This window comes from Bacillus sp. z26, from assembly GCF_058313635.1.
Window position 1 is genome coordinate 183,200 of sequence record NZ_JBZFQM010000003.1, and the last position, 25,307, is coordinate 208,506.

The 25,307-nt window shown below is 39.2% G+C and carries 24 protein-coding genes and 1 pseudogene; 11 read left to right on the top strand and 14 right to left on the bottom strand.

Annotation, left to right across the window (positions count from 1 at the left end):
- Window positions 1–127 precede the first annotated feature (127 nt).
- The 3 genes from rnr to secG all read right to left on the bottom strand — a co-directional run bounded on the left by rnr (window position 128) and on the right by secG (window position 3,664).
- Window positions 128–2,491: a ribonuclease R gene (rnr, locus tag AC4G3K_RS11250; protein ID WP_491077735.1), complete on the bottom strand. Its 2,364-nt coding sequence runs from the start codon at window positions 2,489–2,491 to the stop codon at window positions 128–130.
- Window positions 2,492–2,540: 49 nt separating this feature from the next.
- Window positions 2,541–3,287, bottom strand: coding sequence for an alpha/beta hydrolase (locus AC4G3K_RS11255; RefSeq protein WP_491077551.1), 747 nt, complete (start codon window positions 3,285–3,287; stop codon window positions 2,541–2,543).
- A 143-nt stretch (window positions 3,288–3,430) separates the two neighbouring features.
- On the bottom strand, window positions 3,431–3,664 hold the full coding sequence (gene secG / locus AC4G3K_RS11260) for a preprotein translocase subunit SecG (protein ID WP_491077734.1): 234 nt from the start codon (window positions 3,662–3,664) through the stop codon (window positions 3,431–3,433).
- A gap of 162 nt (window positions 3,665–3,826) precedes the next feature.
- Here secG and AC4G3K_RS11265 point away from each other — a divergent pair, with 162 nt between their 5' ends.
- Complete coding sequence (locus AC4G3K_RS11265; RefSeq protein WP_491133326.1) at window positions 3,827–4,360, top strand: hypothetical protein; 534 nt, start codon at window positions 3,827–3,829, stop codon at window positions 4,358–4,360.
- 111 nt (window positions 4,361–4,471) lie between these two features.
- Here the strand turns inward: AC4G3K_RS11265 and AC4G3K_RS11270 are convergent, their stop codons facing one another.
- Together AC4G3K_RS11270 and AC4G3K_RS11275 are read right to left on the bottom strand one after the other, a co-directional pair.
- Window positions 4,472–5,077, bottom strand: a complete 606-nt coding sequence (locus AC4G3K_RS11270) for a nitroreductase family protein (RefSeq protein WP_491077549.1) — start codon at window positions 5,075–5,077, stop codon at window positions 4,472–4,474.
- 54 nt (window positions 5,078–5,131) lie between these two features.
- Window positions 5,132–5,980, bottom strand: a complete 849-nt coding sequence (locus tag AC4G3K_RS11275; protein WP_491133327.1) for a VOC family protein — start codon at window positions 5,978–5,980, stop codon at window positions 5,132–5,134.
- Between the two features lie 174 nt (window positions 5,981–6,154).
- On the opposite strand from AC4G3K_RS11275, the gene AC4G3K_RS11280 reads away from it, so the two are divergent.
- Window positions 6,155–6,490: a winged helix-turn-helix transcriptional regulator gene (locus tag AC4G3K_RS11280; protein ID WP_491077547.1), complete on the top strand. Its 336-nt coding sequence runs from the start codon at window positions 6,155–6,157 to the stop codon at window positions 6,488–6,490.
- Between the two features lie 323 nt (window positions 6,491–6,813).
- Here the strand turns inward: AC4G3K_RS11280 and AC4G3K_RS11285 are convergent.
- Window positions 6,814–7,011 (bottom strand): annotated as a pseudogene (locus AC4G3K_RS11285) (Ig-like domain-containing protein); the annotation flags it as partial.
- Between the two features lie 208 nt (window positions 7,012–7,219).
- Here AC4G3K_RS11285 and putP point away from each other — a divergent pair.
- The 6 genes from putP to AC4G3K_RS11315 all read left to right on the top strand — a co-directional run bounded on the left by putP (window position 7,220) and on the right by AC4G3K_RS11315 (window position 13,597).
- Window positions 7,220–8,686, top strand: a complete 1,467-nt coding sequence (putP, locus tag AC4G3K_RS11290; protein WP_491133328.1) for a sodium/proline symporter PutP — start codon at window positions 7,220–7,222, stop codon at window positions 8,684–8,686.
- Window positions 8,687–9,234: 548 nt separating this feature from the next.
- Window positions 9,235–10,065, top strand: a complete 831-nt coding sequence (gene kduI, locus AC4G3K_RS11295; RefSeq protein WP_491133329.1) for a 5-dehydro-4-deoxy-D-glucuronate isomerase — start codon at window positions 9,235–9,237, stop codon at window positions 10,063–10,065.
- A 93-nt stretch (window positions 10,066–10,158) separates the two neighbouring features.
- Window positions 10,159–10,935, top strand: a complete 777-nt coding sequence (kduD, locus tag AC4G3K_RS11300; RefSeq protein ID WP_491133330.1) for a 2-dehydro-3-deoxy-D-gluconate 5-dehydrogenase KduD — start codon at window positions 10,159–10,161, stop codon at window positions 10,933–10,935.
- A gap of 37 nt (window positions 10,936–10,972) precedes the next feature.
- A complete protein-coding gene (locus AC4G3K_RS11305) occupies window positions 10,973–11,422 on the top strand; it encodes a NanQ anomerase/TabA/YiaL family protein (RefSeq protein ID WP_491133331.1) in 450 nt (149 codons plus the stop codon).
- 177 nt (window positions 11,423–11,599) lie between these two features.
- Window positions 11,600–12,589, top strand: coding sequence for a 2-keto-3-deoxygluconate transporter (gene kdgT, locus AC4G3K_RS11310; protein WP_491133332.1), 990 nt, complete (start codon window positions 11,600–11,602; stop codon window positions 12,587–12,589).
- A gap of 57 nt (window positions 12,590–12,646) precedes the next feature.
- Window positions 12,647–13,597, top strand: coding sequence for a sugar kinase (locus AC4G3K_RS11315; RefSeq protein WP_491133333.1), 951 nt, complete (start codon window positions 12,647–12,649; stop codon window positions 13,595–13,597).
- A 161-nt stretch (window positions 13,598–13,758) separates the two neighbouring features.
- Here the strand turns inward: AC4G3K_RS11315 and AC4G3K_RS11320 are convergent, their stop codons facing one another.
- Window positions 13,759–14,529: an IclR family transcriptional regulator gene (locus AC4G3K_RS11320; protein WP_491133334.1), complete on the bottom strand. Its 771-nt coding sequence runs from the start codon at window positions 14,527–14,529 to the stop codon at window positions 13,759–13,761.
- Between the two features lie 194 nt (window positions 14,530–14,723).
- Between AC4G3K_RS11320 and AC4G3K_RS11325 the strand changes: the two genes are divergently transcribed.
- Entirely contained in the window at window positions 14,724–15,371 is a 648-nt protein-coding gene (locus AC4G3K_RS11325; protein WP_491133335.1) for a bifunctional 4-hydroxy-2-oxoglutarate aldolase/2-dehydro-3-deoxy-phosphogluconate aldolase, read from the top strand.
- A gap of 94 nt (window positions 15,372–15,465) precedes the next feature.
- Window positions 15,466–16,308 (top strand): aldo/keto reductase, encoded by an 843-nt coding sequence (locus tag AC4G3K_RS11330; protein WP_491133336.1) that lies wholly within the window; start codon window positions 15,466–15,468, stop codon window positions 16,306–16,308.
- Window positions 16,309–16,363: 55 nt separating this feature from the next.
- Here the strand turns inward: AC4G3K_RS11330 and srtB are convergent, their stop codons facing one another.
- The gene (gene srtB, locus AC4G3K_RS11335; protein ID WP_491133337.1) at window positions 16,364–17,113 is read right to left on the bottom strand and encodes a class B sortase; all 750 of its coding nucleotides are present in this window, start codon (window positions 17,111–17,113) and stop codon (window positions 16,364–16,366) included.
- A 326-nt stretch (window positions 17,114–17,439) separates the two neighbouring features.
- On the opposite strand from srtB, the gene AC4G3K_RS11340 reads away from it, so the two are divergent.
- Window positions 17,440–18,006: an Ltp family lipoprotein gene (locus AC4G3K_RS11340; RefSeq protein WP_491133338.1), complete on the top strand. Its 567-nt coding sequence runs from the start codon at window positions 17,440–17,442 to the stop codon at window positions 18,004–18,006.
- Between the two features lie 116 nt (window positions 18,007–18,122).
- Here AC4G3K_RS11340 and eno read toward each other — a convergent pair whose 3' ends face one another.
- The 6 genes from eno to AC4G3K_RS11370 all read right to left on the bottom strand — a co-directional run bounded on the left by eno (window position 18,123) and on the right by AC4G3K_RS11370 (window position 25,255).
- A complete protein-coding gene (eno, locus tag AC4G3K_RS11345) occupies window positions 18,123–19,418 on the bottom strand; it encodes a phosphopyruvate hydratase (protein WP_491077541.1) in 1,296 nt (431 codons plus the stop codon).
- 55 nt (window positions 19,419–19,473) lie between these two features.
- Window positions 19,474–21,009: a 2,3-bisphosphoglycerate-independent phosphoglycerate mutase gene (gene gpmI / locus AC4G3K_RS11350; protein WP_491077540.1), complete on the bottom strand. Its 1,536-nt coding sequence runs from the start codon at window positions 21,007–21,009 to the stop codon at window positions 19,474–19,476.
- Window positions 21,006–21,764 carry a triose-phosphate isomerase gene (gene tpiA / locus AC4G3K_RS11355; protein WP_491133339.1) on the bottom strand — a complete coding sequence of 253 codons (759 nt, stop codon included), beginning with the start codon at window positions 21,762–21,764 and terminating at the stop codon, window positions 21,006–21,008. The genes gpmI and tpiA overlap by 4 nt, the downstream gene beginning before the upstream one ends.
- A 36-nt stretch (window positions 21,765–21,800) precedes the next feature.
- A complete protein-coding gene (locus AC4G3K_RS11360) occupies window positions 21,801–22,985 on the bottom strand; it encodes a phosphoglycerate kinase (protein ID WP_491077538.1) in 1,185 nt (394 codons plus the stop codon).
- A 171-nt stretch (window positions 22,986–23,156) separates the two neighbouring features.
- Window positions 23,157–24,164 (bottom strand): type I glyceraldehyde-3-phosphate dehydrogenase, encoded by a 1,008-nt coding sequence (gene gap, locus AC4G3K_RS11365; protein ID WP_491077537.1) that lies wholly within the window; start codon window positions 24,162–24,164, stop codon window positions 23,157–23,159.
- A gap of 59 nt (window positions 24,165–24,223) precedes the next feature.
- A complete protein-coding gene (locus tag AC4G3K_RS11370; RefSeq protein ID WP_491077536.1) occupies window positions 24,224–25,255 on the bottom strand; it encodes a sugar-binding transcriptional regulator in 1,032 nt (343 codons plus the stop codon).
- Window positions 25,256–25,307 lie beyond the last annotated feature (52 nt).

A 25,307-nucleotide genomic window follows, 5' to 3' on the forward strand; every position in this document is an offset into this window, starting at 1 on the left:
TGGAATTCACAACAAAAGGCAGCGAAAACTATTAAGTCATGTATACCTCGACTCTTTATAAATATACTTCCATCTCCTTCAAAAATAAAAGAGAGCTAACTTTTGTTAGTTTTCCTCTCATTAATCATTAGCGCTTTTTCTTCTTTCCGGACTTGCGCTTTGCAGCCGGTGCATTCTCAAAAAATTTCTTTTTCTTTCTCGGCCCTTTTTTATCGGAGCTTTCTCCAGGCTTGGCTTTACCCTGGCTTCCTGGTTTATGCTTGTCGCCTTTGCCTTGTGGCTTAGATGAATCTTTACGACGATTTTTACCCGGTTCTGCTCTAAAAATGCGTTTTTCACCAGATACTCGCTCACGATTGTCCTTCATTCCTACAATCTCAAAGTCAATGGCACGCTCGTCTTTATTTACATTAATGACCCTAACAGTGATCTCATCGCCAATTCTGAACACCTTGGCCGTACGTTCACCAATCATCGCGTATTGACGATCATCGAAATGATAGTAATCATCTGTCATATAGCTGACATGGACAAGACCTTCGATGGTGTTGGAAAGCTCAACGAACATCCCGAAGTTTGTGACAGATCTGATGATCCCGTCAAACTCTTCTCCCACTTTATCTTCCATGTATTCGGCTTTTTTCAAATCATCCGTTTCCCGCTCTGCATCTACTGCACGGCGTTCCATTGAAGATGTATGCTGAGCAATCTCTCCAAGCCTTTCATTCCATTTTTCCTGTGTTTCTCTGCTTAAATCACCATTGATTAAATACGTTCGAATTAAGCGATGGACAATTAAGTCTGGGTAACGGCGGATTGGTGATGTAAAGTGAGTATAATAATCTGTCGACAATCCAAAATGTCCTAAGCTTTCAGGATCATATTTCGCTTGCTGCATCGAACGAAGCATGACAGTCGATACGACCATTTCCTCCGGTTTACCTTGCACAGCTTCAATAATTTCCTGTAAAGCACGCGGATGAATGGAATTGGCTGAACCACGAACGATATAACCAAAATTCACGATAAAGTCAAAGAATTTTCTCAGCTTATCTTCATTCGGGTCTTCATGGATACGATAAATAAACGGTACATCCATCCAATGGAAATGCTCGGCTACTGTTTCGTTTGCTGCCAACATAAATTCTTCGATTAATTTTTCTGCAACAGAACGTGTACGAAGAACGACATCAGTTGGTTCTCCATTTTCATTAACGAGGATTTTAGCTTCTTTAAAATCAAAGTCAATGGCTCCTCTGCGCATTCTTTTTCCTCGAAGAATTTCGGCTAATTTTTCCATTTCTTCAAACATCGGTACAATTGGTTCATAGCGTTTGATTAATTCCTCATTTTTATCAACGAGAATTTCATTCACGTCTGAATACGTCATACGCTCCGTTGTTTTGATCACACTTTGGAATATTTCGTGAGCAACCACTGCTCCCTCTGAATCGATTTCCATTTCACAAGATAATGTTAACCGATCCACACGCGGATTCAATGAACAAATCCCATTTGATAAACGATGCGGGATCATCGGAATAACCCGATCCACCAGATAGATACTTGTCGCACGCTCAGCCGCTTCTACATCAATTGGAGATCCTTCCGTAACATAATGGGAGACATCCGCAATATGTACACCAAGCTTATAATTTCCATTTTCGAGTTTGGTTACCGTTACGGCATCATCCAAGTCTTTCGCATCCGCACCATCAATCGTCACAATTGTTTCATTTCGCAGATCACGGCGATTCACCAGATCCTTTTCATCTATGACCTCAGGTGTTTGATTGGCTTGTTCCAATGCGTCTTGCGGAAACTCCCCTGGCAATCCAAACTTATGAATAATGGATAAAATATCAACACCAGGATCATTTTTATGCCCTAAGATCGTGATGACTTCCCCTTCTGCCGACATTCTGCCTTCCGGATAGTTTGTTATTTTAACAACCACTTTATGGCCTTCAACAGCACCGTTCTTTGCCTCTTTAGGGATAAAGATATCATTGGCCATTTTTTTATCATCCGGGATCACAAAACCAATCCCTCTTGTTTCCGTGTAAGTTCCTACAACATTTTGAACACCGCGTTCGATGATTTTAACAATGGTCCCTTCCCGTCTTTGTCCTGATGATTGCGAAGAGACACGGACCATCACAATATCTCCGTGCATCGCATTGTTTAACTCATGCGGAGGAATAAAAATATCATCTATGCCTTTCTCTTCAGGAATCACAAAAGCAAATCCTTTGGCGTGACCGGAAACTTTTCCTTTCACAAGATTCATTCTCTCCGGCAGTCCATAACGGTCGGAACGAGTCCTCACGATTTGGCCATGCTCTTCCATATATACTAAAGCCTTCACAAAATCTTTGAAATCCTCGGAGTCCTCTACCCCCATTGCTGCCTCTAATTCTTGTACGGTCATGGGTTTGTAAGCTTCTTCTTTCATATAAGAATACAGCTTGTCTACATGTTGACGAATCATATCATCCACACAAACCCCTCCTTTCTTTCCTTTAACATTGATTTATATATTAATTTGCCCATTCAAGACTCTCCAAAAACGCAAAGACATCTTGATGAAGCTGATCTCGTTCTTTATCAAGTGTAATGACATGGCCTGATTCCTCATACCATTTCAAACTCTTCTGTTCTGTGTTCACAGAATTATAGATGATATTGGCGCTATCTGTATTGATCATATGATCATGACGGGCTTGAGCGACAAATAGCGGCACATCAATTTGATTCACGCGCTCCCGTACATCACTGATCAATTCCTGTAATGCCCGCAAGGTTTCCATCGGTCGTTTCTGAAAATGAGCCATTTCCAATTCTATTTGTTCCTGGCTTTTGCCTTCACGGTTTTTGTACTCACGTGCATACTCCAAAACACCTTCATACATGACTTTTTCACTTTTTATATACATAGGCGCACACATCGGTACGATACCCTTAACAGGTACAGTGTAACCTAATTTCAAGGAAAATACCCCTCCTAATGAAAGACCGGCTACTGCAATCTCTTTATGACCCATTGCCCGTAATTTATCATAGGCTCTCATGCAGTCTTTCCACCAATCAATTGGTCCATAATTGACCAATTCTTCCGGAGGTACGCCATGACCCTTATACTGCGGTGCATGACATGTATATCCCTTGCCTTCAAGATACCGGCCCAGCATTCGTACATCGGCGCTATTCCCTGTAAAACCGTGAAGCAATAAGACAGCCCGGTTTCCTCCCGCGAATGTGAATGGTTTTGGCTGTGTTATATTCATACATAAAATCTCCCTTTATTTGCTTGAACTAATACTATGTATTACTAGTTTACGACGTTAGAGTAACAAAACGCTATTAATAAGAACGATATACACATCAAAAAAGCCTGGCAAAGTGCCAGGCAATGTTTGTTTACTTCATATTACTTTGCGAAAAAAGAAACAAGAATCGTTAAAACAAAGAATAATACTGATAAAATAACAGTAGCGCGATGTAGATATAAATCAAGTCCTCTGGCCTTTTGTTTTCCAAAAAGCTGTTCAGCTCCACCGGAAATAGCACCGGATAATCCTGCACTTTTACCGGATTGGAGTAAGACCACGACAATCAAACTGATACATGTAATAACCAATAGTACGATGAGTGTAGTATGCAACACGAACAAAAACCTCCTAATTACGGTCTTATCAATACTTTCACTTTACCATAACCACCTTACTTACACAATAACTATCAAGGATGCAATAGTTAATTTCAGCGTGAGAAGGGTATAATCAAATAAAGATTTATAATTCCCACACTGGAGGGGGGCTTGGGGATGTTTACTGATTGGTTAAATAAAATAAATTATGCAAACATGGTTGGATTTATATTTGGCAGTATCATGATGTTCTTCGCATGGGGTGCCCCTTTTATAGGAGTCCTTTTACTCATCGCTGGTGTACTTTTAATCCTATCTAAACATAATGGGACGCCCTTCATCTTTTTTATGACCTATGCCTTTCATCTATATTTAATTGGTCTATTTATTTTCGAACTCTTATCTATACATTGGCTGTCTATTAGTCCATACCTCTTTATGGCCTTTTTAGCCGTATTAATCAGCTTAATTGCTTTAATTATTCGTTCAAATACCAGTACTCTCACCCTATTCTGGTTTGTGTTACATATTTTAATTCTCGCCTATGGATTTTTTGGCGGTGGCACTTTCTGGTCTTCTGTTTGGAGCCCGGAATCTATCCATGCTGTATTTAAAAAATTCTACTCCGTTTTAATTGCCTTTTTCTTGGTTGGTATTTTTCTGGACCGTTTTCAAACTGAACTCAAAAGAGAGTACCAGGATCGAAATTAAATTAAAGTAAATTAAAAGACGCCCCCTTTTGAAGCGCCTCAAAAGGGTAGAGTAATCCACCTTTTGCCGGTCACTTCAAAGGGAGCGTCTTTTTACTTAGACATTATAAGATTATTTAAATACTTTTACACGATCTTCAATTGGATTAAATTGTTTCTCACCGGCTGGTGCAATTGGTTTTCCAAATGGTATTTGGGCTGCTAATTTCCAGCTTGCTGGTATATTCCAGTTTGCTTTCACTTCATCATCAATTATTGGATTATAATGTTGCAGCGTCGCCCCCAACCCTTCTGTTTCAAGAGCTGTCCAAACAACGAGTTGCAGCATACCGGAGGCTTCATTTGACCAAATCGGGAATTTATCTGCATATAAATCAAATTGAGACTGCAGGCCTTCAATGACAGCTTGATCTTCAAAGAAAAGAATGGTACCGTAGCCCGCATTGAACATATCCATTTTTTCTTGGGTGCTGGCAAAATTATCAGCAGGTACAACTTTTCTTAATGTTTCAGTTGCGATATCCCAAAACTTATTACTATGTTCCCCAAACAACACAACAACTCTTGAACTTTGGGAGTTAAAAGCAGACGGTGTATGATTTACTGCAAATTCAACAATCTCCTGCACTCTTTCTTCGGATACTACCTTTTCATTACTGATCGCATAAAGTGAACGTCTAGCCTCAATTGCTGATAAAAATCCATTTGTTTCGTTCATGATTTTATTCCTCCCCGATTTTCAATTAGAAACTCCAGTTGATACCTAGTTTATTTAGACAGATAACCGAATAGTTAAACCAAACGGATCTGGTGTTTCCCAATGGCCAGTCTCTTCTCGAACTTCAGTACCCATTTCTTTCAAACGAGAAATAACTTCTTCCCTTCGCCCATCATCTGGATAATGAATGGTGAACGCTTGGAGTCCCACGCTTTCTTTTGAAGCAGCCGGTATATTCCTGCCATTCCATACATTTAAACCAATATGATGGTGATAGCCGTCTGTGGATACAAACAATGCCTGTTCCCCATAACGCGCAACCACTTCAAACCCTAATCCCTTACAATAAAATTCTTCCGCCTGCTCAAGATTTCCAACATGCAGATGAATATGCCCCATCATCGTTTCAGCCGGAAGACCTTCCCACAACTTGTCTTCACCCGCTGCCAATACCTCTTCTATCTTCAAAGGCTCAGTAACCATATGTACCTCTTTATCTTTCCATATCCACGATGAAGATGGCCTATCAGCATAAATTTCAATTCCATTTCCATCTACGTCTTGTAAATATAGCGCTTCACTCACATGATGATCCGAAGCACCCATTGGATAATTAATCTTTGCGACATGGTGTAAAAAGCTTCCTAATTCAGTTCGTGAAGGCAACAATAAGGCGAAATGGTACAGACCGGTTTTATGCGCCTCTTTTGGTATAACCTTTTCGGGTTGAATTAAGGTGAGTAATGGTGTTTTTCCATCCGCTGTTAAAACAGCCCGGTTACTCTCTTGTTTCAGGATTTTAAAACCAATAATGTTTTTGTAAAAGGCCAGTGACCTTTCCATATTAAGTACCTTTAACTCGAGACTTTTCACAAACGTATTTGTTTTCTGATGAAAGTTCATATTTTTCTCTCCCAATTGAAAAGTGATATTCAAGTTTTCCAGTCCGAACAACACTTACTTTATGTAACTAATTTTAATTTAGTAACTAACGTGTGTCAAGTAAATAAATTCCAATAAATTATTATATGATTTTCCAATCATACGTTATAATATAGGTTATAGGGGTGAAGTCAAATGAATCAATCTCACATTTGTCCTAAGTTTGAAAAGGCCATGGAGATTCTCAGCCGCCGCTGGACAGGTTTAATTATCTATCAATTACAATCTGGTCCCCAACGTTTTTGCACGCTGGAGTCATCAATTGGCGTCAGTGGACGAGTTCTATCTGAACGGCTAAAAGACTTAGAAAAACAAGGCATCGTTAAACGTGACGTCTATCCGGAAACACCGGTCCGAATTGAATATTCCTTAACGGAAACAGGAGAATCCATGAAGCCGTTGATGCAGGCCATCGCTAAATGGGCTGATGAATGGATTGAATTAGACTCTCCAGAGAATGACCAAAAATAAATGCCGATTGCGCCAAGCGCAATCGGTTTTTGTGCCTTTTCGGATATATACCACATGAAGGTTCATTGAAACATTCCTGATTAATGAGGTTGTCTTTCATTTTTAGCGTGCATCACTGATTATGTCAGCCTTGTGGCATATCATTTCTTCAGATCTAAATGATCTCCCTCCATCTAAATATAATAATTGCTCAAACTCTTCAAAATAACCTGCACCATCCTATCCTTATTTGCTATAGCTCAAAACCACTATTAAAATAAACTCGTCCCTTTAATCGTAAAAAAAAGAGAATAAGAGGATTCCCCCTTATTCTCAATCGCGTATTACTTTGTTAACTTCACTTGTGTCGCTTTACTTGTATTGTTAGCTCTATCCTTAGCCGTTACGGAAAGGGTTGTACCCTTTTTCTGAGTTTTTATATTTACAGTATAAGCCCCTTTGCTGTTTGCCTTTGCACTTCCAAGCGTTTTATTATTTACTTTGACTGTAACAGTCGCATTCGCTTCTGCCCTACCCATAACATAACATCCTTGGTCTTAACAAAACTATACATCTAGTATCTTATAACCCTACCATATTTTCAATATTATGGTATTAATTAGAGGGTTGTATATTAAGTGAATTATTCTAATTTTTCTGATAAAATATACCAGACTAATTTACTTCTATACTTTAAGGGGATTTATAGGGGACAAATTAGAAAGATAAAGAAACCAAGGGGGCACACAGATGGATTATGCATTATTGTCTTCAGTTATTATTTACATGATTTTAATGCTTGGAATTGGATATTTTGCCTATAAAAAAACATCCAATTTATCTGATTATATGCTTGGCGGCAGGACACTGGGGCCGGCTGTAACAGCTTTGAGTGCAGGAGCTGCAGATATGAGTGGTTGGCTGTTAATGGGATTACCCGGTGCCATGTACGCATCAGGTCTTAGTGCAGCATGGATTGCTCTCGGTTTAACTTTAGGTGCCTGGGCTAACTGGATTTATGTAGCCCCTAGGCTGCGTACGTATACACAAATAGCCAATGATTCCATTACGATTCCCGGTTATTTAGAGAACCGCTTTGGCGATACGTCAAAAATGCTGCGCTTAATTTCAGGACTTGTTATTCTGATATTCTTTACCTTTTATGTTTCATCCGGCATGGTCTCCGGCGGCGTACTTTTCCAAAGTACATTCGGACTTGATTACCATACTGGATTGATAGTTGTTACTCTTGTAGTAGTGGCTTACACTTTGTTTGGAGGATTTCTTGCCGTCAGCTGGACTGATTTTGTGCAGGGAATTATCATGTTTATAGCATTAATTCTCGTTCCAATCGTCACTCTCATTGAAGTGGGGGGACTGGGAGAATCTATTGATACAGCACGATCTATCAACCCGGCCTTATTAGATATTTTCAGAGGAACCACGGTGCTTGGCATTCTTTCTTCCATCGCCTGGGGACTTGGTTATTTTGGCCAGCCTCATATCATTGTCCGCTTTATGGCGATTTCATCTGTTAAAGAAATTAAAAAGGCTCGTCGGATCGGTATGGGATGGATGATTTTCTCCATTATTGGTGCAATGCTGACTGGATTTATTGGGATTACTTATTTCTCACAAAATGGCCCAACGTTAAAAAATCCAGAAACAGTCTTTATCATTTTAGGCGAAGTATTATTCCATCCAATTATCACCGGATTTTTAATCTCAGCTATTTTAGCTGCCATCATGAGTACTATTTCTTCACAACTTCTCGTTACATCCAGTTCTTTAACAGAAGATATTTACAAAGCATTCTTCAGACGCTCAGCTTCTGATAAAGAGCTTGTTTTCTTAGGAAGATTATCTGTTTTACTTGTTTCAATTGTCGCATTATTTTTATCATGGGAAAAGAACGCCACGATTCTCGATCTAGTTGGCTATGCATGGGCAGGCTTTGGATCATCATTCGGTCCGCTTATCCTGTTAAGCCTTTTCTGGAAGCGCATGAACAAATGGGGGGCATTGGCAGGTATCATTGTAGGAGCAGTCACCGTCATTGCCTGGTCAAGCTTTGGTCTCTCAGATAAGCTCTATGAAATGATTCCAGGTTTCGGAGCAAGCCTATTGGCCATTATAATTGTCAGCTTACTTACCGTTCCACCGAAGCAAGAAGTAGGTACCCAATTTAAACAATTTAAAAATTTAATGAAACAATAAGATTAAGCGATTCAATAGGTCCTTAATCGAAAAAAAGGGTGGAGAAAATGAATTCATTTCTCCTCCCTTTTTTCTTTTGTAATTGACTCAGGATTATTATTAAATACATGCCGATGCCAATCCTCTGACTTTCCTTCTCCTTCTTACTTTTACTTAGTTAATAGGCTAACTAACCCGCTCATTAACACTTGACTCTCTTCTGTCTCTTTTCCGTATACAGTTACTTGTTTCCAGACAAATTAACAAAATTATAAATAGATTTTCTCCTCTCCAATTTTTCTATTAAATTCAATATATTGTCATATTTTCGCTATCTTTTTATTTTTGAAAGCGCTATAATTAATTTATGGTACAATGTACCATAATGTGGAACAACTTGTAAATTACTTAAATATTGGAGAGTGGTAACCAATAAAAATTTGTTTCTGGAAAAGCTACTGCTTGAAGTCTATTAAACAATCAATAGTTTGTTCCTAGTCAATCATTTACCTTTGGTGTAAAAAACCTTTCCAACAATTTTAATAAATGAAATGAAGGAGATGTAAAGGATGGAAATAAGATACTCTACTCACCCTGATCAAGCGAAAACATTTACGACGGAGGATATCCGCAAGAATTATTTAATTGAAGAATTATTTGTACCAGGAGAAATTAAGCTTGTGAACACAATGGAAGATCGCGCTATTATCGGAGGCCTTACTCCCTTAAACGAATCTATATCGCTGAAGGGCTATGATGAAATAAAAGCAGATTATTTCTTGGAACGCAGAGAAGTTGGAATTTTTAACGTTGGTGGCAGCGGTAAAATCACGGTGGATGGCGAAGCCTATGATATGGAAAATAAGGACTGCCTATATGTTGGGTTAGGAAAAAAAGAATTAATTTTCTCCAGTACTGCATCCAACCAACCAGCAAAATACTATTTATTCTCTGCCCCTGCTCATAAAGAGTACCCGACTCAGCATGTAGCATTTAAAGCGATTGAAGGCGATCGATTAGGATCACCTGAAAATGCAAATGACCGTGTCATTAGACGAATGATTCATAATGAGGGAATTCAAAGCTGCCAGGTTGTAATGGGAATGACGCAACTTAATACAGGAAGTGTTTGGAACTCCATGCCAACCCATACACATAACCGCAGAATGGAAGTATATCTATATATTGATTTAGATGAGAACGCAAGAATGTTCCATATGATGGGAGAACCTACAGAAACTCGTCATATTGTCATGAAAAATGAAGAAGCCGTGATTTCACCGCCATGGTCCATTCATTGCGGAACTGCTACAAGTAACTATACATTCATTTGGGCGATGGCCGGAGAAAACAAAACATACAATGATATGGACGCCGTATCGATGGATGAACTCAGATAATCATAGGAATGATTAGAAGCAATCGTAATCTTTTGTTCTTTCACATTCCAGAAATACACATATTAAAAAAATAATGTTTGAGGTGGTTTTTAAATGAGTTTAGAAAATTTTTCACTTGATTATTTCAATTTAACAAACAAGATTGCCCTCGTGACTGGAGGCAATACAGGCCTCGGCCAAGCCTATGCCGTTGCATTAGCTAAAGCTGGAGCAGATATCTTTGTTGTTACCCATAACAATAATTGGGATGAAACCAGAGAATTAATTGAAGCTACCGGGAGAAAAGTCCATTTTAAACAAGCTGACCTTACAGTAAAAGAAAGTATTAAGGAAATTGTTAGTGAATGTGTAAGCTTCTTTGGACGTATCGATATTCTCGTTAATAATGCAGGTACCATTCGACGTGCTCCATTACTTGAATATAAAGAAGAAGACTGGAATGCAGTCATGGATATTAACTTAAATGCCGTTTATTTTCTCAGCCAGGAAGTGGCGAAAGTCATGGTTAAGCAAGAGAGCGGAAAAATAATTAACATTGGATCCATGCTTTCCTTCCAGGGCGGTAAGTTTATCCCACCATACACAGCCAGCAAGCATGGGGTAGCCGGTTTAACAAAAGCGTTTGCCAATGAATTGGGGCAGCACAATATTCAAATTAATGCAATTGCTCCTGGATATATTGAAACCGCTAACACCGCTCCAATAAGGGCTGATGAAGGGCGCAATGCAGAGATCCTATCAAGAATTCCTGCAGGACGATGGGCTGAGCCAGCTGATCTAATGGGAGTCATTGTTTTCTTATCCAGCAAAGCTTCTGACTATATGAATGGACATATTCTCGCAGTAGATGGTGGATGGTTAGCGCGTTAATAGAAGGCTGTTACCTATTTGAATGGGGCTGATATCATTGATAACCGGCAATATAAATGACCTGATTGAGCAGACTAGTTTGACAGAAAACTTACAATCCAAATTACTTTATCTAAAAGAGTTTGATAGCTCCAACTATTCTGTTGGACGTCATGACATTGACGAGGATTTATATTTCTTCCTCAATGAATATGAAACAAAAGAAGAAAAGGATTGTTTATGGGAAGCACATCGAAAATACCTGGACATCCATTTCATTCTGGAAGGCAAAGAAAATATTGCCGTTGATCATATAAAACGACAAACCATCAAGGAAGACTATGATGAGACTAAAGATGCTGTTTTTCTGGATGGAGATGTCCATACGCTTGTTACCATGCATCCCGGTGACGTGATGATTTGCTTTCCGGAGGATTCACACAAGGTTGGGATACTATCTGAAGAAAGACAAAAGGTTAAAAAAATAGTTCTTAAAGTTCAACGGTAAATCACTGAATCCATGGATACGAAGATTCAGACCAACATCCAGAGTGAGAGTATGATCCATAACTAGTGCTCTAAATGGTCATATGAGACATTACTTCACATCTTTTTATCCATAAATCTACCATCTTAGACCTTACATAATGAAACTCATTTGACAATGAAAGGTAAGGTAGACTTTATGCGAATTTTAAAGACAATTGAAAAAATCCCAGGCGGGCTTATGCTGGTGCCACTATTTTTAGGGGCCATTATACATACTCTGGCTCCATCATCCGGTGAATACTTTGGTTCATTTACGAACGGATTAATGACAGGAACTGTTCCAATCTTGGCAGTTTGGTTTTTCTGTATGGGTGCCGGCATTAATATTAAAGCGACTGGTACTGTATTACGAAAATCTGGAACCCTTGTTATTACTAAAATCGCCGTTGCCTGGCTTGTAGCCATGGTCGCATCGATGTTCATTCCAGATGATGGAATTCAATCAGGTCTTTTTGCAGGATTATCTGTTTTAGCTTTAGTAGCGGCGATGGATATGACAAACGGTGGGCTTTATGCATCCATCATGCAGCAATATGGCACGAAAGAAGAAGCGGGAGCTTTTGTCTTAATGTCCATTGAATCCGGCCCACTGGTAACCATGCTGATTCTTGGTTCAACCGGTCTTGCTGTATTTGAACCACAAGCTTTTATAGGAGCCGTATTACCTTTCTTACTTGGATTCCTTCTTGGAAACCTAGATTCTGATTTACGTGACTTTTTCAGCAAAGCTACTACTACCATGATTCCTTTCTTTGGTTTTGCATTGGGTAACACGATTGATTTAACCGTCATTGCTAAAACAGGTTTTGCCGGCATCTTACTGGGAATCTTAGTTATTATTTTAACCGGAATTCCATTAATCTTGGCGGATAAATTCATTGGTGGCGGAAATGGAACTGCTGGCATTGCTGCTTCAAGTACGGCCGGTGCCGCCGTAGCTAATCCAATGATTATTGCCACGATGGCACCTGAATTCATGCCTGTTGCTCAATCTGCTACTTCTCTGGTTGCTGCATCGGTTATTGTCACATCCATAATAGTTCCAATTATTACCGCTTATTGGTCCCAATATATGAAAAAGAAAAACAAAGATACGATATCACCAGATAGCAAAGCTACCGTTTAATATTTTAGTCCAGAGAGGCAAAGGACTCGCCCCTTATGGAATGAACAGGAGGATCCTATGCGTAAAATTATCACCGTGGGAGAACCAATGGCCCTTTTTGTTGCTGAAACAGAAGGTTCATTAGAAACCGCCGACCGTTTTGTTCGATTTGTTTCAGGCGCCGAGGTTAATTTTTCAATTGGTATGGCACGATTAGGGCATCTGGTCACCTATATAACCCAATTAGGTCAAGATCCATTTGGAAGAAGCATAGAAACATTTCTTCAGCAAAATTCGATTAGTACCGAATATATCAAATACGATTCAACCCATACAACGGGCATGCAATTTAAGCAAAAAGTGAGTGCTGGCGATCCAGAAGTGTTTTCATCCCGCAAAAATTCAGCCGCATCCCATATGAATTCGGAAACGATTGCTCAAATTAATTGGGACGAGTATACTCACATTCATTTAACAGGCATTCCACCCGCTCTTTCCGTTGGCTGCCGGGAAATGGTCTATGAATTGATGGCTGCGGCAAGATCAAACGGTGTTCAAATTTCGTTTGACCCCAACCTCCGCCCTGGACTTTGGGAGGATAAACAAGAAATGGCTCATATCATCAATGATTTGGCATGCCGCGCAGATATTGTCCTTCCCGGTATTAAGGAAGGGGCACTGTTAACCGGTCAGGATGACGTTCAACAGATTGCAGACTATTATCATGCAGCAGGAGTCAAAACTGTCATAATTAAACTAGGAGAAAAAGGGGCATTTACCAGTTCGGAAGGACAAAAATTCTATACCGATCGTTTCCCTGTTAAACAAGTCGTTGATACGGTAGGCGCCGGAGATGGATTTGCAGTTGGAGTAGTAAGCGGGCTATTAGAAGGACTTCCAATTAAAGAAGCTGTAAGGCGTGGAGCCGCCATTGGAGCATTGGCCGTTATGTCTCCGGGAGACAATGACGGATTGCCTAATCAAGAAAGTTTAGCAGCTTTCATGGAAGGCTCAATTGCAGATTTTTAAATAAAGGCTTTTAAAAAGTAAAGATAATGACATCCATTATCTTTACTTTTACTTTTTATATTTAACGAAAAACGTCCCTTTGGTTCTTTATATCAGCTCCAAGGAGATTAGAAGTGTTCTAATCCCCCAATAGGATCTTTGGAAACTGCAGACGATACTTTTTAGTTAAAACTTCCTATGTATCCCAGGTTTCTAGAGATGGTTTTACTGTAGTGTTTCATTTTTTCGATGAGTATTTGGTTAATTAAGTCTATTGTCACCCGATTGTTGGGGCCAGATATACTGAAACTTGCGATGATCTTTCCTTTATGATCATAAATAGGTGCGGCAATACATCTTAAGACTTCTTCATTCTCTGAGTTATCCAATGCGTAGCCTTCTATCTTTATTTTCTCAATTTCTTCTAAAAGTTGTTCTTTCGACGTGATTGTAGTAGGTGTCTTAGCAATGAATTCTGTTTTAGATAGAATGGATTCAAATTTTTCCTGATCCATCCCAGATAATAATACTTTACCTACAGCCGTACAGTACATCGGCGCCCGGCTGCCAATGCGTGAAAACATTCGCACCGTTTGATTACTATCTATTTTATCGATATAAACGATCTCACCAAGGTTCTCTATGCATAAATGAACCGTTTCATTGACTTCAAGAGATAATTTTTCGAGGAAGGGTTTTGCCACTGTGATGACATCGTTGTTGTTCAGAAGATTTCTGGATAAAAAAAGAATTTGTAGCCCTAGTTTATATTTATCTGTCTCTTCATCTTTGACAACATAGTTCATATTGGACAAGGTAGCCAGAAGCCTGTGGACTGTACTCTTTGTTAGTCCTACCTGTTCGGACAGACGTGTAACCTGGAGACCATTCGGATATTCTGAGAGTTTATTTAATATAGTTAAAGCTCGTTCAATCGATTGAACATTAGACATAAATTTCTACCTTCTTTTAGTTGATTTATATAAAGAGATTCCTGATGAATCGTAAGGTTTCCCACTATCCTGCTCTATCTATAATGATACGGGAACCTACAATTTTTGTAAATTCATATTAAGAACTATTACAGGATGATAAAACCGAGCAAGCACAATAAGAAATGATTACATTAGGACAAGGAGTGTTTAGGATGAAAAAACAAACTATTTTACAGAAAGTTACGGAATGCGGAGTTGTAGCGGTTGTTAGAGCAGATTCAAAAGAAGAAGCGGTTGCTATCTCTGAGGCCTGTGTAAAAGGCGGTATTCAAGGTATTGAGGTCACTTTCACCGTACAGTCAGCAGACGAAGTAATCAAGGAATTAGCGGAGGTTTATAAAGCAAATGAAAACGTGGTAATTGGTGCCGGAACGGTTCTGGATGCGACCACTGCCAGGATTGCTATTTTAGCAGGTGCTCAGTTTATTGTCAGTCCTGCATTTGATAATGAAACTGCTAAATTATGCAATCTCTATCAAATCCCTTATATGCCTGGCTGTATGACAATCACGGAGATGAAAAGAGCATTGGAAGCCGGTGTAGATATCGTCAAGCTATTCCCTGGCAATGCTTTTGGCCCTGGATTTGTCAAAGCCGTTAAAGCTCCTCTCCCTCAACTAAATATTATGCCAACTGGCGGTGTGGACTTGGATAATATTGAAGAATGGATTTCAAATGGCTGTATAGCTGTGGGAGTAGGCGGCAATTTGGTGGCACCGGCTAAAACGGGTGATTTTGATAAGATTACTGAATATGCAACACAATATATCGACAAGGTTAGAGCCGCCAGGAAGAAATAGGAATTCATTATATTAACAGAGTTGATTAGTTATCCCTTATAATAATAATGAAAGAATAGTCAGAAAAACAATACGGATACAGGAGGAATCAGATATGCCAACAAATCTTAAAGACACAGTTACCTTACATAACGGCGTAGAAATGCCATGGCTCGGGTTAGGCGTTTTTAAAGTTCAAGAAGGTGAAGAAGTCGTACAATCTGTTAAAGCAGCGATTCGAAATGGATATATCAGTATTGATACAGCCGCTATTTATGGGAACGAAGAAGGCGTTGGACAAGCAATCAAAGAATCAGGTGTCCCACGCGAGGAACTATTTATTACTACGAAACTATGGAATAGTGAACAAGGATATGAATCTACCTTAAAAGCTTTTGATGAAAGCATGGAAAAACTGGGCTTAGATTATCTGGACCTTTATTTAATTCATTGGCCTGGTAAAGATAAATATAAAGAAACATGGAAAGCCTTTGAAAAGCTTTATAAAGATGGACGAGTACGTGCAATTGGCGTAAGTAACTTCCTGGTACATCACCTTGAAGATTTGATTGCTTCCGCTGAAATTAAACCAATGGTGAATCAGGTAGAATTCCATCCTCATTTAACACAGGAAGACCTGCGTGCATACTGTAAAAAAGAAGGAATCCAACTGGAAGCATGGTCTCCTTTAAAACAAGGACAGCTTTTGGATAACCCGGTTCTTAATGACATTGCCGAGAAACACAATAAATCGGTAGCTCAGGTTATCTTGCGCTGGGACCTTCAACACGGCGTTGTAACCATTCCAAAATCAGTTAAAGAGCATCGCATTATTGAAAACTCCAATGTTTTCGACTTTGAACTCTCTTCGGAGGAAATGGACAGAATCGATCAGCTTAATCAGGACAGCCGCGCCGGCTCTCACCCTGATCAAATGACTACAGGATTTAAATCATAAAAGTTGGAGGCTGCTAAAACTAGCAGCCTCTCTTTTTATGCTAGTGTGGTTGATATCACTCTTCATACGAACTCTTTTCTATCAATCTCGCATGAACGACTCTTCTTCCATTTTTCACTCCTTCACTGCAAGTTGAAAGCGTCATAATCTGATCATCTTCGGAAAATGGTTCTCCCTTATAGGCAAAATTGGATTGAGAGACTAATTGATTTATGAAAGATACATACTGTTCTCCTGATTCAAATCTCGTTTGCAAATAGTCAGAACTTGGATCTGTATTATAGGTCGAAAAAACTTCCCATTTATAATAGCCTGTTTGGCCGTAATAGGTTACATATGTATGTTCATTTAAAAAGCTTTCTTCTTTATACTTATTTAAGTCATGAAACATTGTGCCATTCTTCATATTATGCCCATATAGGATGGTGTGTTGATCTTCAATATCCATCTGATTGCGATAATCCATGAAAATACTTCCCTGAATGGACGGATTATTATTAAAATCATGAGTTAAATAATAAGAATTGTCACCCGCCTGTACAACCGGATAATCAATTGCCGTTCCATCAATTGTAATCCAACCAACGGTACTTGCATTCTTCTCTTTCAACTTTGTAAAATCGATTTTCCCCTGTTTTTCCGAAATGGATATAGCCTCTTGTTTATCTAAATCCAATTGTTTCTCCAGCTTATACATTTGATATTCATCAAGTGCATATTCGGTCAGATAAAGGCCCGACCAGCAAAACACAATCAAAAGTGCTAATCCGATCAGTTTTGAGATAATTGTCCGTTTCCGTTTCATGTTCCTCAGCTCACTCGATAAAATTATTTTAATATAATTTAATTTTAATGATTGATATTTCAGAAAACAATACATAACTACTATTACATAGTAGAAATTCAGGTTACAGGAATTTAGAAGAGTTTACATATCGTTACTTTAAAAAAATTTAAGCTAAATCCCATTCATTTAAGAAATTTTTTACAACCTTTTTATATTAAAATTCATTATTTATAATAAAATCCAACTCTACCATACATATCTATATTTGTAATAAAAATAGTCGTTATTCTAAGTAAAAATATGTTAATATAATTTTCTAAGATAATTAAAAAGGAGGGTTTATAATGGGTCTAAAGGAAAAGAAGAAAAAGCCATTTTATAAAAAGTGGTGGGTTTGGTTAATTGCAATTATATTAATTATGGCAATGGGTACTTCTGATGAAGAAAGTGAAATGAGTAATACTGTTGATTCTACTGATGTAAAAGAAACAGATGTAGTTAATAACACTGAGAATGAACCAGCAGAAGAGAAACCAACTACCGAAGAAGTAGCAGATGAAGAAACAACTTTTGCAGAAGTAACTACGACTAATGAAGAAGTTAGTGTTTCGAGAGAATATCGTTCTGCATTAATAAAAGCAGAACAGTATGCTGAGACCATGCATATGTCAAAAAGTGCTATTTATGATCAACTAGTCTCTGAGTATGGAGAAAAGTTCCCTGCTGACGCAGCTCAATATGCGATTGATAATCTTGAATTTGATTGGAAAGCAAATGCACTAGAGAAAGCAAAGATTTATGCTGAGACCATGAATATGTCTGAGAGTGCTATTTATGACCAATTAGTTTCTGAGTATGGAGAAAAATTTACTGCAGAAGAAGCTCAATATGCCGTAGATAATTTGGAGTAATTTAGAGTAGCATTTTTGCTACTTTTTTTTATTTCAAAAAAGAACGCCTCCTCCCTTTAAATAAAAGAGAAAAGACGTTCCGAGAGTAATGGAAATAATGGCGTCCCATTATTTCATTATTTTTTAAGGTTGTAGAAAGATCCAAGACCTTTGTATTCAGCTAAATCGCCAAGTTCGTCTTCGATGCGAAGAAGTTGGTTGTATTTCGCGATACGGTCTGTACGGCTCATAGAACCTGTTTTGATTTGGCCAGCGTTTGTTGCTACTGCAATGTCAGCGATTGTAGAATCTTCTGTTTCACCGGAACGGTGGGATACAACTGCAGTGTAGCCAGCACGTTTTGCCATCTCGATTGCATCGAAAGTTTCAGTTAAAGTACCGATTTGGTTAACTTTAATTAGGATAGAGTTAGCGATACCTTTTTCGATACCTTCAGCAAGCTTTTTAGTGTTTGTAACGAACAAGTCATCACCAACAAGTTGTACACGATCGCCAATGCGCTCAGTTAACAATTTGTGGCCGTCCCAGTCGTTTTCGTCTAGTCCATCTTCAATAGAGATGATTGGGAATTCATTGATTAATTCTTCATAGAAGTTAACCATTTCTTCAGAAGAAAGACCATTGCGTCCTTCGCCTGCTAGATCATATTTCTTCGTTTCTTTGTTGAAGAACTCAGAAGAAGCTACGTCCATTGCAAGATAGATATCTTTACCAGCTTCGTAGCCAGCTTTAGTGATTGCTTCGATAATTACTTCAAGAGCTTCACGGTTAGAACCAAGGTTTGGAGCGAATCCGCCTTCGTCACCTACAGCAGTGTTTAAGCCTTTATCATGAAGAACTTTTTTCAAGCTGTGGAATACTTCAGCACCCATACGGATTGCTTCTTTGAAAGTTGGAGCTCCAACAGGCATAATCATGAATTCTTGGAAGTCAACATTGTTATCAGCGTGAGAACCACCGTTGATGATGTTCATCATAGGAGTTGGAAGCTGTTTCGTGTTGAATCCGCCAAGGTAGCGGTATAAAGGAATGTTTAGGTAATCAGCAGCAGCAATTGCAGCAGCCATGGAAACACCAAGAATAGCGTTTGCTCCTAATTTTCCTTTGTTTTCAGTTCCATCAAGATCGATCATCGCTTTATCGATTCCAGCTTGATCTAGAACATGCATACCGATGATTTGTTCAGCAATGATATTGTTTACGTTATCTACTGCTTTTTGTACACCTTTTCCAAGGTAACGATCTTTATCGCCATCACGAAGTTCTACTGCTTCGTATTCACCAGTGGAAGCACCACTTGGTACCATTGCACGGCCGAATGCGCCAGATTCTGTTTCAATTTCTACTTCAACTGTTGGGTTACCACGGGAGTCTAATACTTCACGTGCATAAACGTCAATAATAATTGGCATTAAATTTTCTCTCCTTTTGTTTGGAAAATATAGTACATTTTATAGTTTGTTCAATTTACTTTTGAATTAAAGATTTTCCTGTCATTTCTTCCGGTTGCTCAACATGCAATAGATCTAGCATAGTCGGAGCTAAGTCACCTAGAATTCCACCCTCACGGAGTGTTACCTCTTTATCTGTGACAATCACTGGAACAGGATTTGTTGTATGTGCTGTCATCGGATCTCCCAATGGAGTGATTACCTCATCAGCATTACCATGGTCAGCTGTAATGATGGCTTTTCCACCCATAGATAGGATTTTATCGACGATTTTACCAAGGCATTCATCTACAGTCTCAATTGCTTTGATTGTAGGCTCAAGCATTCCGGAGTGCCCGACCATATCAGGGTTAGCAAAGTTAAGAATGATAGCATGATGATTATCTTCATCCAATTCCTTTAAGAGGGCTTCAGTCACTTCATAAGCGCTCATTTCAGGTTGAAGGTCATACGTGGCAACCTTTGGAGAATCAATCAAAATACGTTTCTCACCTGGGAATTCAGATTCACGTCCACCACTCATAAAGAAGGTAACGTGTGGGAATTTTTCGGTTTCAGCAATACGTAGCTGTTTTAAGTTATTTTGTGCTAAGACTTCACCTATTGTGTTATCCAGATTTGTTGGTTTGAATGCAACATATCCTTTAACGGTTTCACTAAAGTGAGTCAAGCAAACGAAATACAAATCTTTTGGTAATCCTGGGCCTCTGTCAAAGCCGCGGAAATCTTCATTTGTAAATACGTTTGAAATTTGGATGGCACGGTCAGGACGGAAATTATAGAAAATGACAGAGTCATTATCTTGAATTTTCGCTATTGGCTGTCCATCATCTTTCGTAATAACAGATGGCAGAACGAACTCATCGAAAATCCCATTACGGTAAGAATCTTCTACTACTTCCATAGCGGAAGAATAGGCAGGTCCTTCACCATATGTCATGGAATCATATGTTTTTTCTACACGATCCCAGCGTTTATCGCGATCCATGGAATAATAACGTCCTGAAATAGTCGCAAATTGGCCGACACCTGTTTCTTTAAAAACATTTTCAGTTTGTTGGATGTATTTTTCAGCAGTTTGAGGACCAACATCTCGTCCATCCAAAATACCGTGTACATAAACATTTGTGAAGTTATGCTTGGCACACAAGCGAAGTAAAGCAAATAAATGCTCAATATGGCTGTGTACTCCACCATCAGATAATAAACCCATTAAGTGAAGAGCCGTATTGTTTTCTTTCGCATGCTGAATTGCACCTAAGAATGTTTCATTTTTTTCAAATTCACCTTCGCGAATCGCAAGGTTTACTCGAGTTAAGCTTTGGTAAACAATTCGGCCTGCACCGATATTCAAATGGCCAACCTCTGAGTTACCCATTTGTCCTTCCGGCAAACCAACTGCTAAGCCACTCGCTGTCAGGAAATTATGTGGATACTCTGCCCAATAACGGTCAAAGTTTGGCTTGTTAGCCTGTGCCACAGCATTTCCCTGTGTTACTTCTCTGGATCCAAATCCATCGAGAATGATTAATGCTACTGGTTTCTTACTCATTTAGAAACAGCCTCCAATAGTCCTAAGAAAGAAGTTGGTTCAAGGCTTGCTCCGCCAACTAAAGCACCATCGATATTATCTTCGGAAAGATATTCTTTGATGTTTTCAGGTTTAACAGAACCGCCATATTGAATCCGAATTGCCTCTGCCACGTCAGTTGAAAAGCTTTCAGCGATTGTTTGACGGATGTGACCGCAAACTTCATCTGCGTCAGATGCTGTGGAAGATTTACCTGTACCAATTGCCCAGATTGGTTCATAAGCAATAACTGTTTTCTTAGCTTGTTCTTCTGTAAGGCCCTGAAATGCCTTATTAATTTGATCAGCTACAAGAGCTTTCGTTTCACCAGCTTCACGCTGCTCCAATGTTTCCCCACAACACACGATAGGAATCAAATTGTGTTTAAAAGCAGCTAATGTTTTCTGGTTAACTGACTCATCTGTTTCATTGAACATTTCACGACGTTCGGAATGTCCAATTACACAATAGTCTACCCCTAAATCTGAAAGTGCTTCCGGACTTACTTCGCCCGTAAATGCGCCACTTTCTTTAAAGTGCATATTTTGTCCACCGACCTTAAGATCAGTTCCTGTTGTTGCTTTAACAAGTGATTCTAGAAATAGTGGAGAAGAACACACAACCGCATCCACTTTTTCTGGAGAAGGAATGGAACCTTTAACTTCCTCTACGAATTGTAAAGCTTCGCTAACCGTTTTATTCATCTTCCAGTTTCCTGCGATAATTGGTTTACGCATTTTCCTCATCCTCCTATATGTGTCCGTATAATGTTTTTACTTATCGTTTAAAGCTACAACACCTGGAAGTTCTTTACCTTCCATGAACTCTAAGGAAGCACCGCCGCCAGTAGAGATGTGACTCATTTTATCTGCTAGGTTGAACTTTTCAACTGCTGCAGCTGAATCTCCGCCACCAATTACGGAATATGTATTCTCCGCATTTGCAAGTGCTTCTGCTACTGCTTTTGTACCGCCCGCGAATTTATCAAATTCGAATACACCCATTGGTCCATTCCAGATCACGAGTTTGGAATTTTTAATAGTGTCTTCGTATAATTTGGCTGTTTTCGGACCGATATCAAGCGCTTGCCAATCAGCTGGGATCGCATCAATATCAACGACTTTAGATTCTGTATCAGGTGAGAATTCCTTAGCAATGACCGCATCCACCGGCATCAAGAAATTAACACCTTTTTCTTTTGCTTTATCGATGAAGGACTTAGCCAATTCGATTTTATCTTCTTCCAATAAAGATTGGCCAATTTCATAACCTTGAGCTTTGATGAACGTATAAGCCAGTCCACCGCCAATGATTAGGTTGTCCACTTTATCAAGAAGATTATCAATTACACCGATTTTATCTTTTACTTTTGCTCCACCAATAATTGCTGTGAATGGACGTTCTGGTTTAGTAAGAGCTTTTCCAAGCACTTCTAATTCTTTTTCCATTAGCAATCCAGCAACAGCAGGAATGTGTTTCGCAATTCCTTCAGTGGAAGCATGCGCACGGTGAGCCGCACCGAATGCATCATTTACGTAGACATCTGCAAGATCTGCAAATGCTTTTGCCAATTCTGCATCGTTCTTTTCTTCACCAGGATAGAAACGTACGTTTTCCAGAAGAAGTACATCGCCATCTTTCATCTGCCCGATTTCAGCTTGTACTGCTTCTCCGTATGCTTCGTCTGTTTTCTTAACATCTTTGCCAAGTAATTCGCTTAAACGCGCAGCAACAGGAGTTAAGCGTAATTCTTCTTTTACTGCACCTTTCGGGCGACCCAAATGGCTGGCAAGAATTACTTTTGCGCCTTTTTCAACTAAAAGTTGAATAGTCGGTAAAGCTGCACGAATTCTTGTGTCATCTGTTACTTTGCCATCTTGCATTGGTACGTTGAAGTCAACGCGGCAAAATACTCTTTTGCCTTGTACATCAATGTCTTTAATCGATTTTTTGTTCATTTAAATGAACCTCCTTTAAAATAAGGGACCAGCTAAAGACTTAATCAGGTCTGCCCAAACTCTGATTAATTGCCGTTCATATAAAACAAGAGGAAAGGGGAATCTTCCCCTCTCCCCCCTGAATCACTTTCATTATACCTTTAAAATTAGTTTCCAACTACTTCCAAAGGATTAAAGACCTTTTTTAGCAATGTAAGCTGCAAGGTCAACAACACGATTGGAGTAACCAGTTTCGTTATCGTACCAAGAAAGTACTTTAACCATGTTGCCTTCCATAACCATTGTGGAAAGAGCATCAATAGTAGAAGATTGAGTAGTTCCATTGTAGTCACGAGATACTAATGGAAGTTCGCTGTACTCAAGAATTCCTTTTAATTCACCTTCAGCAGCTGCTTTCAATGCTGCATTGATTTCTTCTGCAGTTGCTTCTTTTTCTAATTCAGCAACAAGGTCAACAACAGAAACGTTTGGAGTTGGTACACGCATAGCCATACCGTTCAATTTACCTTTCAACTCAGGCAATACTAGAGCAACAGCTTTAGCAGCACCAGTAGTTGTAGGGATCATGCTTTCTGCAGCAGCACGAGCACGACGGTAGTCTTTGTGTGGCAAGTCTAAGATTTGTTGGTCATTTGTATAAGAATGAATTGTAGTCATCATTCCGCGTTTGATACCGAAGTTATCGTTCAATACTTTTGCAAATGGAGCCAAGCAGTTTGTTGTACAAGATGCATTAGAAATAACATCATGTTTAGCTGCGTCATATTTATCTTCGTTAACACCCATAACGATTGTGATATCTTCATCAGATGCAGGTGCAGAGATGATAACTTTTTTAGCGCCAGCTTCAATGTGTTTTGCAGCATCTGCGCGTTTAGTGAAACGTCCAGTAGATTCTACAACGATATCTACTCCAAGATCTCCCCAACCTAGTTGAGCTGGATCTCTTTCAGCAAGAACTTTTACACGTTGTCCAGCTACTACCAAGTAGTCTCCGTCAACTGTTACATCTTGATCTAAAGTTCCATGAACTGAGTCATATTTTAAAAGATGCGCAAGCATTTTTGCATCAGTTAAATCGTTAACTGCAACCACTTCTACTTCCGGATTATTTAACGCCGCACGGAATACGATACGTCCAATTCTACCAAAACCATTAATACCTAATTTTACTGCCATTAGAAGGTTCCTCCTTTTGGAATCTTAGAAATAGATTTTAAATTATATTCAAAAGGGTTTTATCCCTTAAGTAACTGAATTGCCGCACCTTCATCCGTAATTAAGATCGGTTTTTTAGGTGCCATTTTGATATAGGCTTTTATTGCCTTTGCTTTTGAGGCTCCACCGGCAACTGCGATTACATGTTCCGCATTAGCCAGATCATCTAATTGAAGGCCGATTGTATGGACTTTTTGTATTATGTTGCCATCTTCATCGTAATAATATCCAAATGCTTCTCCAATTGCTTTTTTATCACTCAAAACCTGGAGACTTTCATCGGATGATTTCCTTCTTTCAGCCATTGTTTTGGCCTCGCCTATACCATGAAGTACAATATTGGCTGATTTCAACAAATTCAACACTTCTTGTATAGCCGGTTCACTGGTTAGCGTATTGTATGCCGCTTCACTCAGATTGTCCGGTACATAAAGCACACGATATCGTGAATGCATCTTTTCAGCCATTTGTTCGCAAACTGTATTAGCCTGATACTGAACGCCTATACCAAGACCGCCTCTGGCTGGTACAAACAAAATATCATCTACATCGGGAAGCTCTGAAACATCAGGTAACATTCTGCCTATTGCAGCCATTGTTGTGCCACCTGTGACAGCAATAATATTTTTACCCGCAAGGAGACTTTTCATACGCGATGCACCGGCGCGCCCAAGCTCATCAATAACCCACGGGGATTGGTCATTATCACCGTTAACGATGATAATTTTCTCCAAGTTAAGCTTTTCCTGTAATAGGCGTTCCATATCATCTATACCCGATAATTGCCTTATTACACCACCAAGGTGATCCAGAACCTCTTCACCTTCTTTGGTAACCGTCATTCCTGAGCTCGCAATGAGGATGAGCTTTTGATCTTTTAAAAATTCTACCTCACTGCGTAAAATCCGTTCAGTAATATTCAATGTCAGCGATAAGCTCCGTCTGCCAACCGGTTGCAAGGTGCGAATAGTCCTTAGGATATTGTATCTTTTTTGCATGACCTCAAATATATCCGGAATTAATTTTCTCTGTAAATGGAGCAATCCATCCATATCCTTCAAACTCCTTTAATATACTTTGGTCATTTTCTGTCCTAGCGAGACT

Excerpts from the sequence above, each read along its gene's own strand:
- kduD (WP_491133330.1), top strand. The coding sequence starts at position 10,159 with ATGAGTTTAGAAAATTTTTCACTTGATTATTTCAATTTAACAAACAAG.
- AC4G3K_RS11280 (WP_491077547.1), top strand. The coding sequence starts at position 6,155 with ATGAATCAATCTCACATTTGTCCTAAGTTTGAAAAGGCCATGGAGATT.
- AC4G3K_RS11330 (WP_491133336.1), top strand. The coding sequence starts at position 15,466 with ATGCCAACAAATCTTAAAGACACAGTTACCTTACATAACGGCGTAGAA.
- srtB (WP_491133337.1), bottom strand. The coding sequence starts at position 17,113 with ATGAAACGGAAACGGACAATTATCTCAAAACTGATCGGATTAGCACTT.
- tpiA (WP_491133339.1), bottom strand. The coding sequence starts at position 21,764 with ATGCGTAAACCAATTATCGCAGGAAACTGGAAGATGAATAAAACGGTT.
- gpmI (WP_491077540.1), bottom strand. The coding sequence starts at position 21,009 with ATGAGTAAGAAACCAGTAGCATTAATCATTCTCGATGGATTTGGATCC.
- rnr (WP_491077735.1), bottom strand. The coding sequence starts at position 2,491 with ATGATTCGTCAACATGTAGACAAGCTGTATTCTTATATGAAAGAAGAA.
- gap (WP_491077537.1), bottom strand. The coding sequence starts at position 24,164 with ATGGCAGTAAAATTAGGTATTAATGGTTTTGGTAGAATTGGACGTATC.
- AC4G3K_RS11270 (WP_491077549.1), bottom strand. The coding sequence starts at position 5,077 with ATGAACGAAACAAATGGATTTTTATCAGCAATTGAGGCTAGACGTTCA.
- AC4G3K_RS11255 (WP_491077551.1), bottom strand. The coding sequence starts at position 3,287 with ATGAATATAACACAGCCAAAACCATTCACATTCGCGGGAGGAAACCGG.
- AC4G3K_RS11315 (WP_491133333.1), top strand. The coding sequence starts at position 12,647 with ATGCGTAAAATTATCACCGTGGGAGAACCAATGGCCCTTTTTGTTGCT.
- AC4G3K_RS11340 (WP_491133338.1), top strand. The coding sequence starts at position 17,440 with ATGGGTCTAAAGGAAAAGAAGAAAAAGCCATTTTATAAAAAGTGGTGG.
- kdgT (WP_491133332.1), top strand. The coding sequence starts at position 11,600 with ATGCGAATTTTAAAGACAATTGAAAAAATCCCAGGCGGGCTTATGCTG.
- AC4G3K_RS11320 (WP_491133334.1), bottom strand. The coding sequence starts at position 14,529 with ATGTCTAATGTTCAATCGATTGAACGAGCTTTAACTATATTAAATAAA.
- AC4G3K_RS11275 (WP_491133327.1), bottom strand. The coding sequence starts at position 5,980 with ATGAACTTTCATCAGAAAACAAATACGTTTGTGAAAAGTCTCGAGTTA.
- AC4G3K_RS11265 (WP_491133326.1), top strand. The coding sequence starts at position 3,827 with ATGTTTACTGATTGGTTAAATAAAATAAATTATGCAAACATGGTTGGA.
- putP (WP_491133328.1), top strand. The coding sequence starts at position 7,220 with ATGGATTATGCATTATTGTCTTCAGTTATTATTTACATGATTTTAATG.
- AC4G3K_RS11325 (WP_491133335.1), top strand. The coding sequence starts at position 14,724 with ATGAAAAAACAAACTATTTTACAGAAAGTTACGGAATGCGGAGTTGTA.
- eno (WP_491077541.1), bottom strand. The coding sequence starts at position 19,418 with ATGCCAATTATTATTGACGTTTATGCACGTGAAGTATTAGACTCCCGT.
- kduI (WP_491133329.1), top strand. The coding sequence starts at position 9,235 with ATGGAAATAAGATACTCTACTCACCCTGATCAAGCGAAAACATTTACG.
- AC4G3K_RS11370 (WP_491077536.1), bottom strand. The coding sequence starts at position 25,255 with ATGGATGGATTGCTCCATTTACAGAGAAAATTAATTCCGGATATATTT.
- AC4G3K_RS11360 (WP_491077538.1), bottom strand. The coding sequence starts at position 22,985 with ATGAACAAAAAATCGATTAAAGACATTGATGTACAAGGCAAAAGAGTA.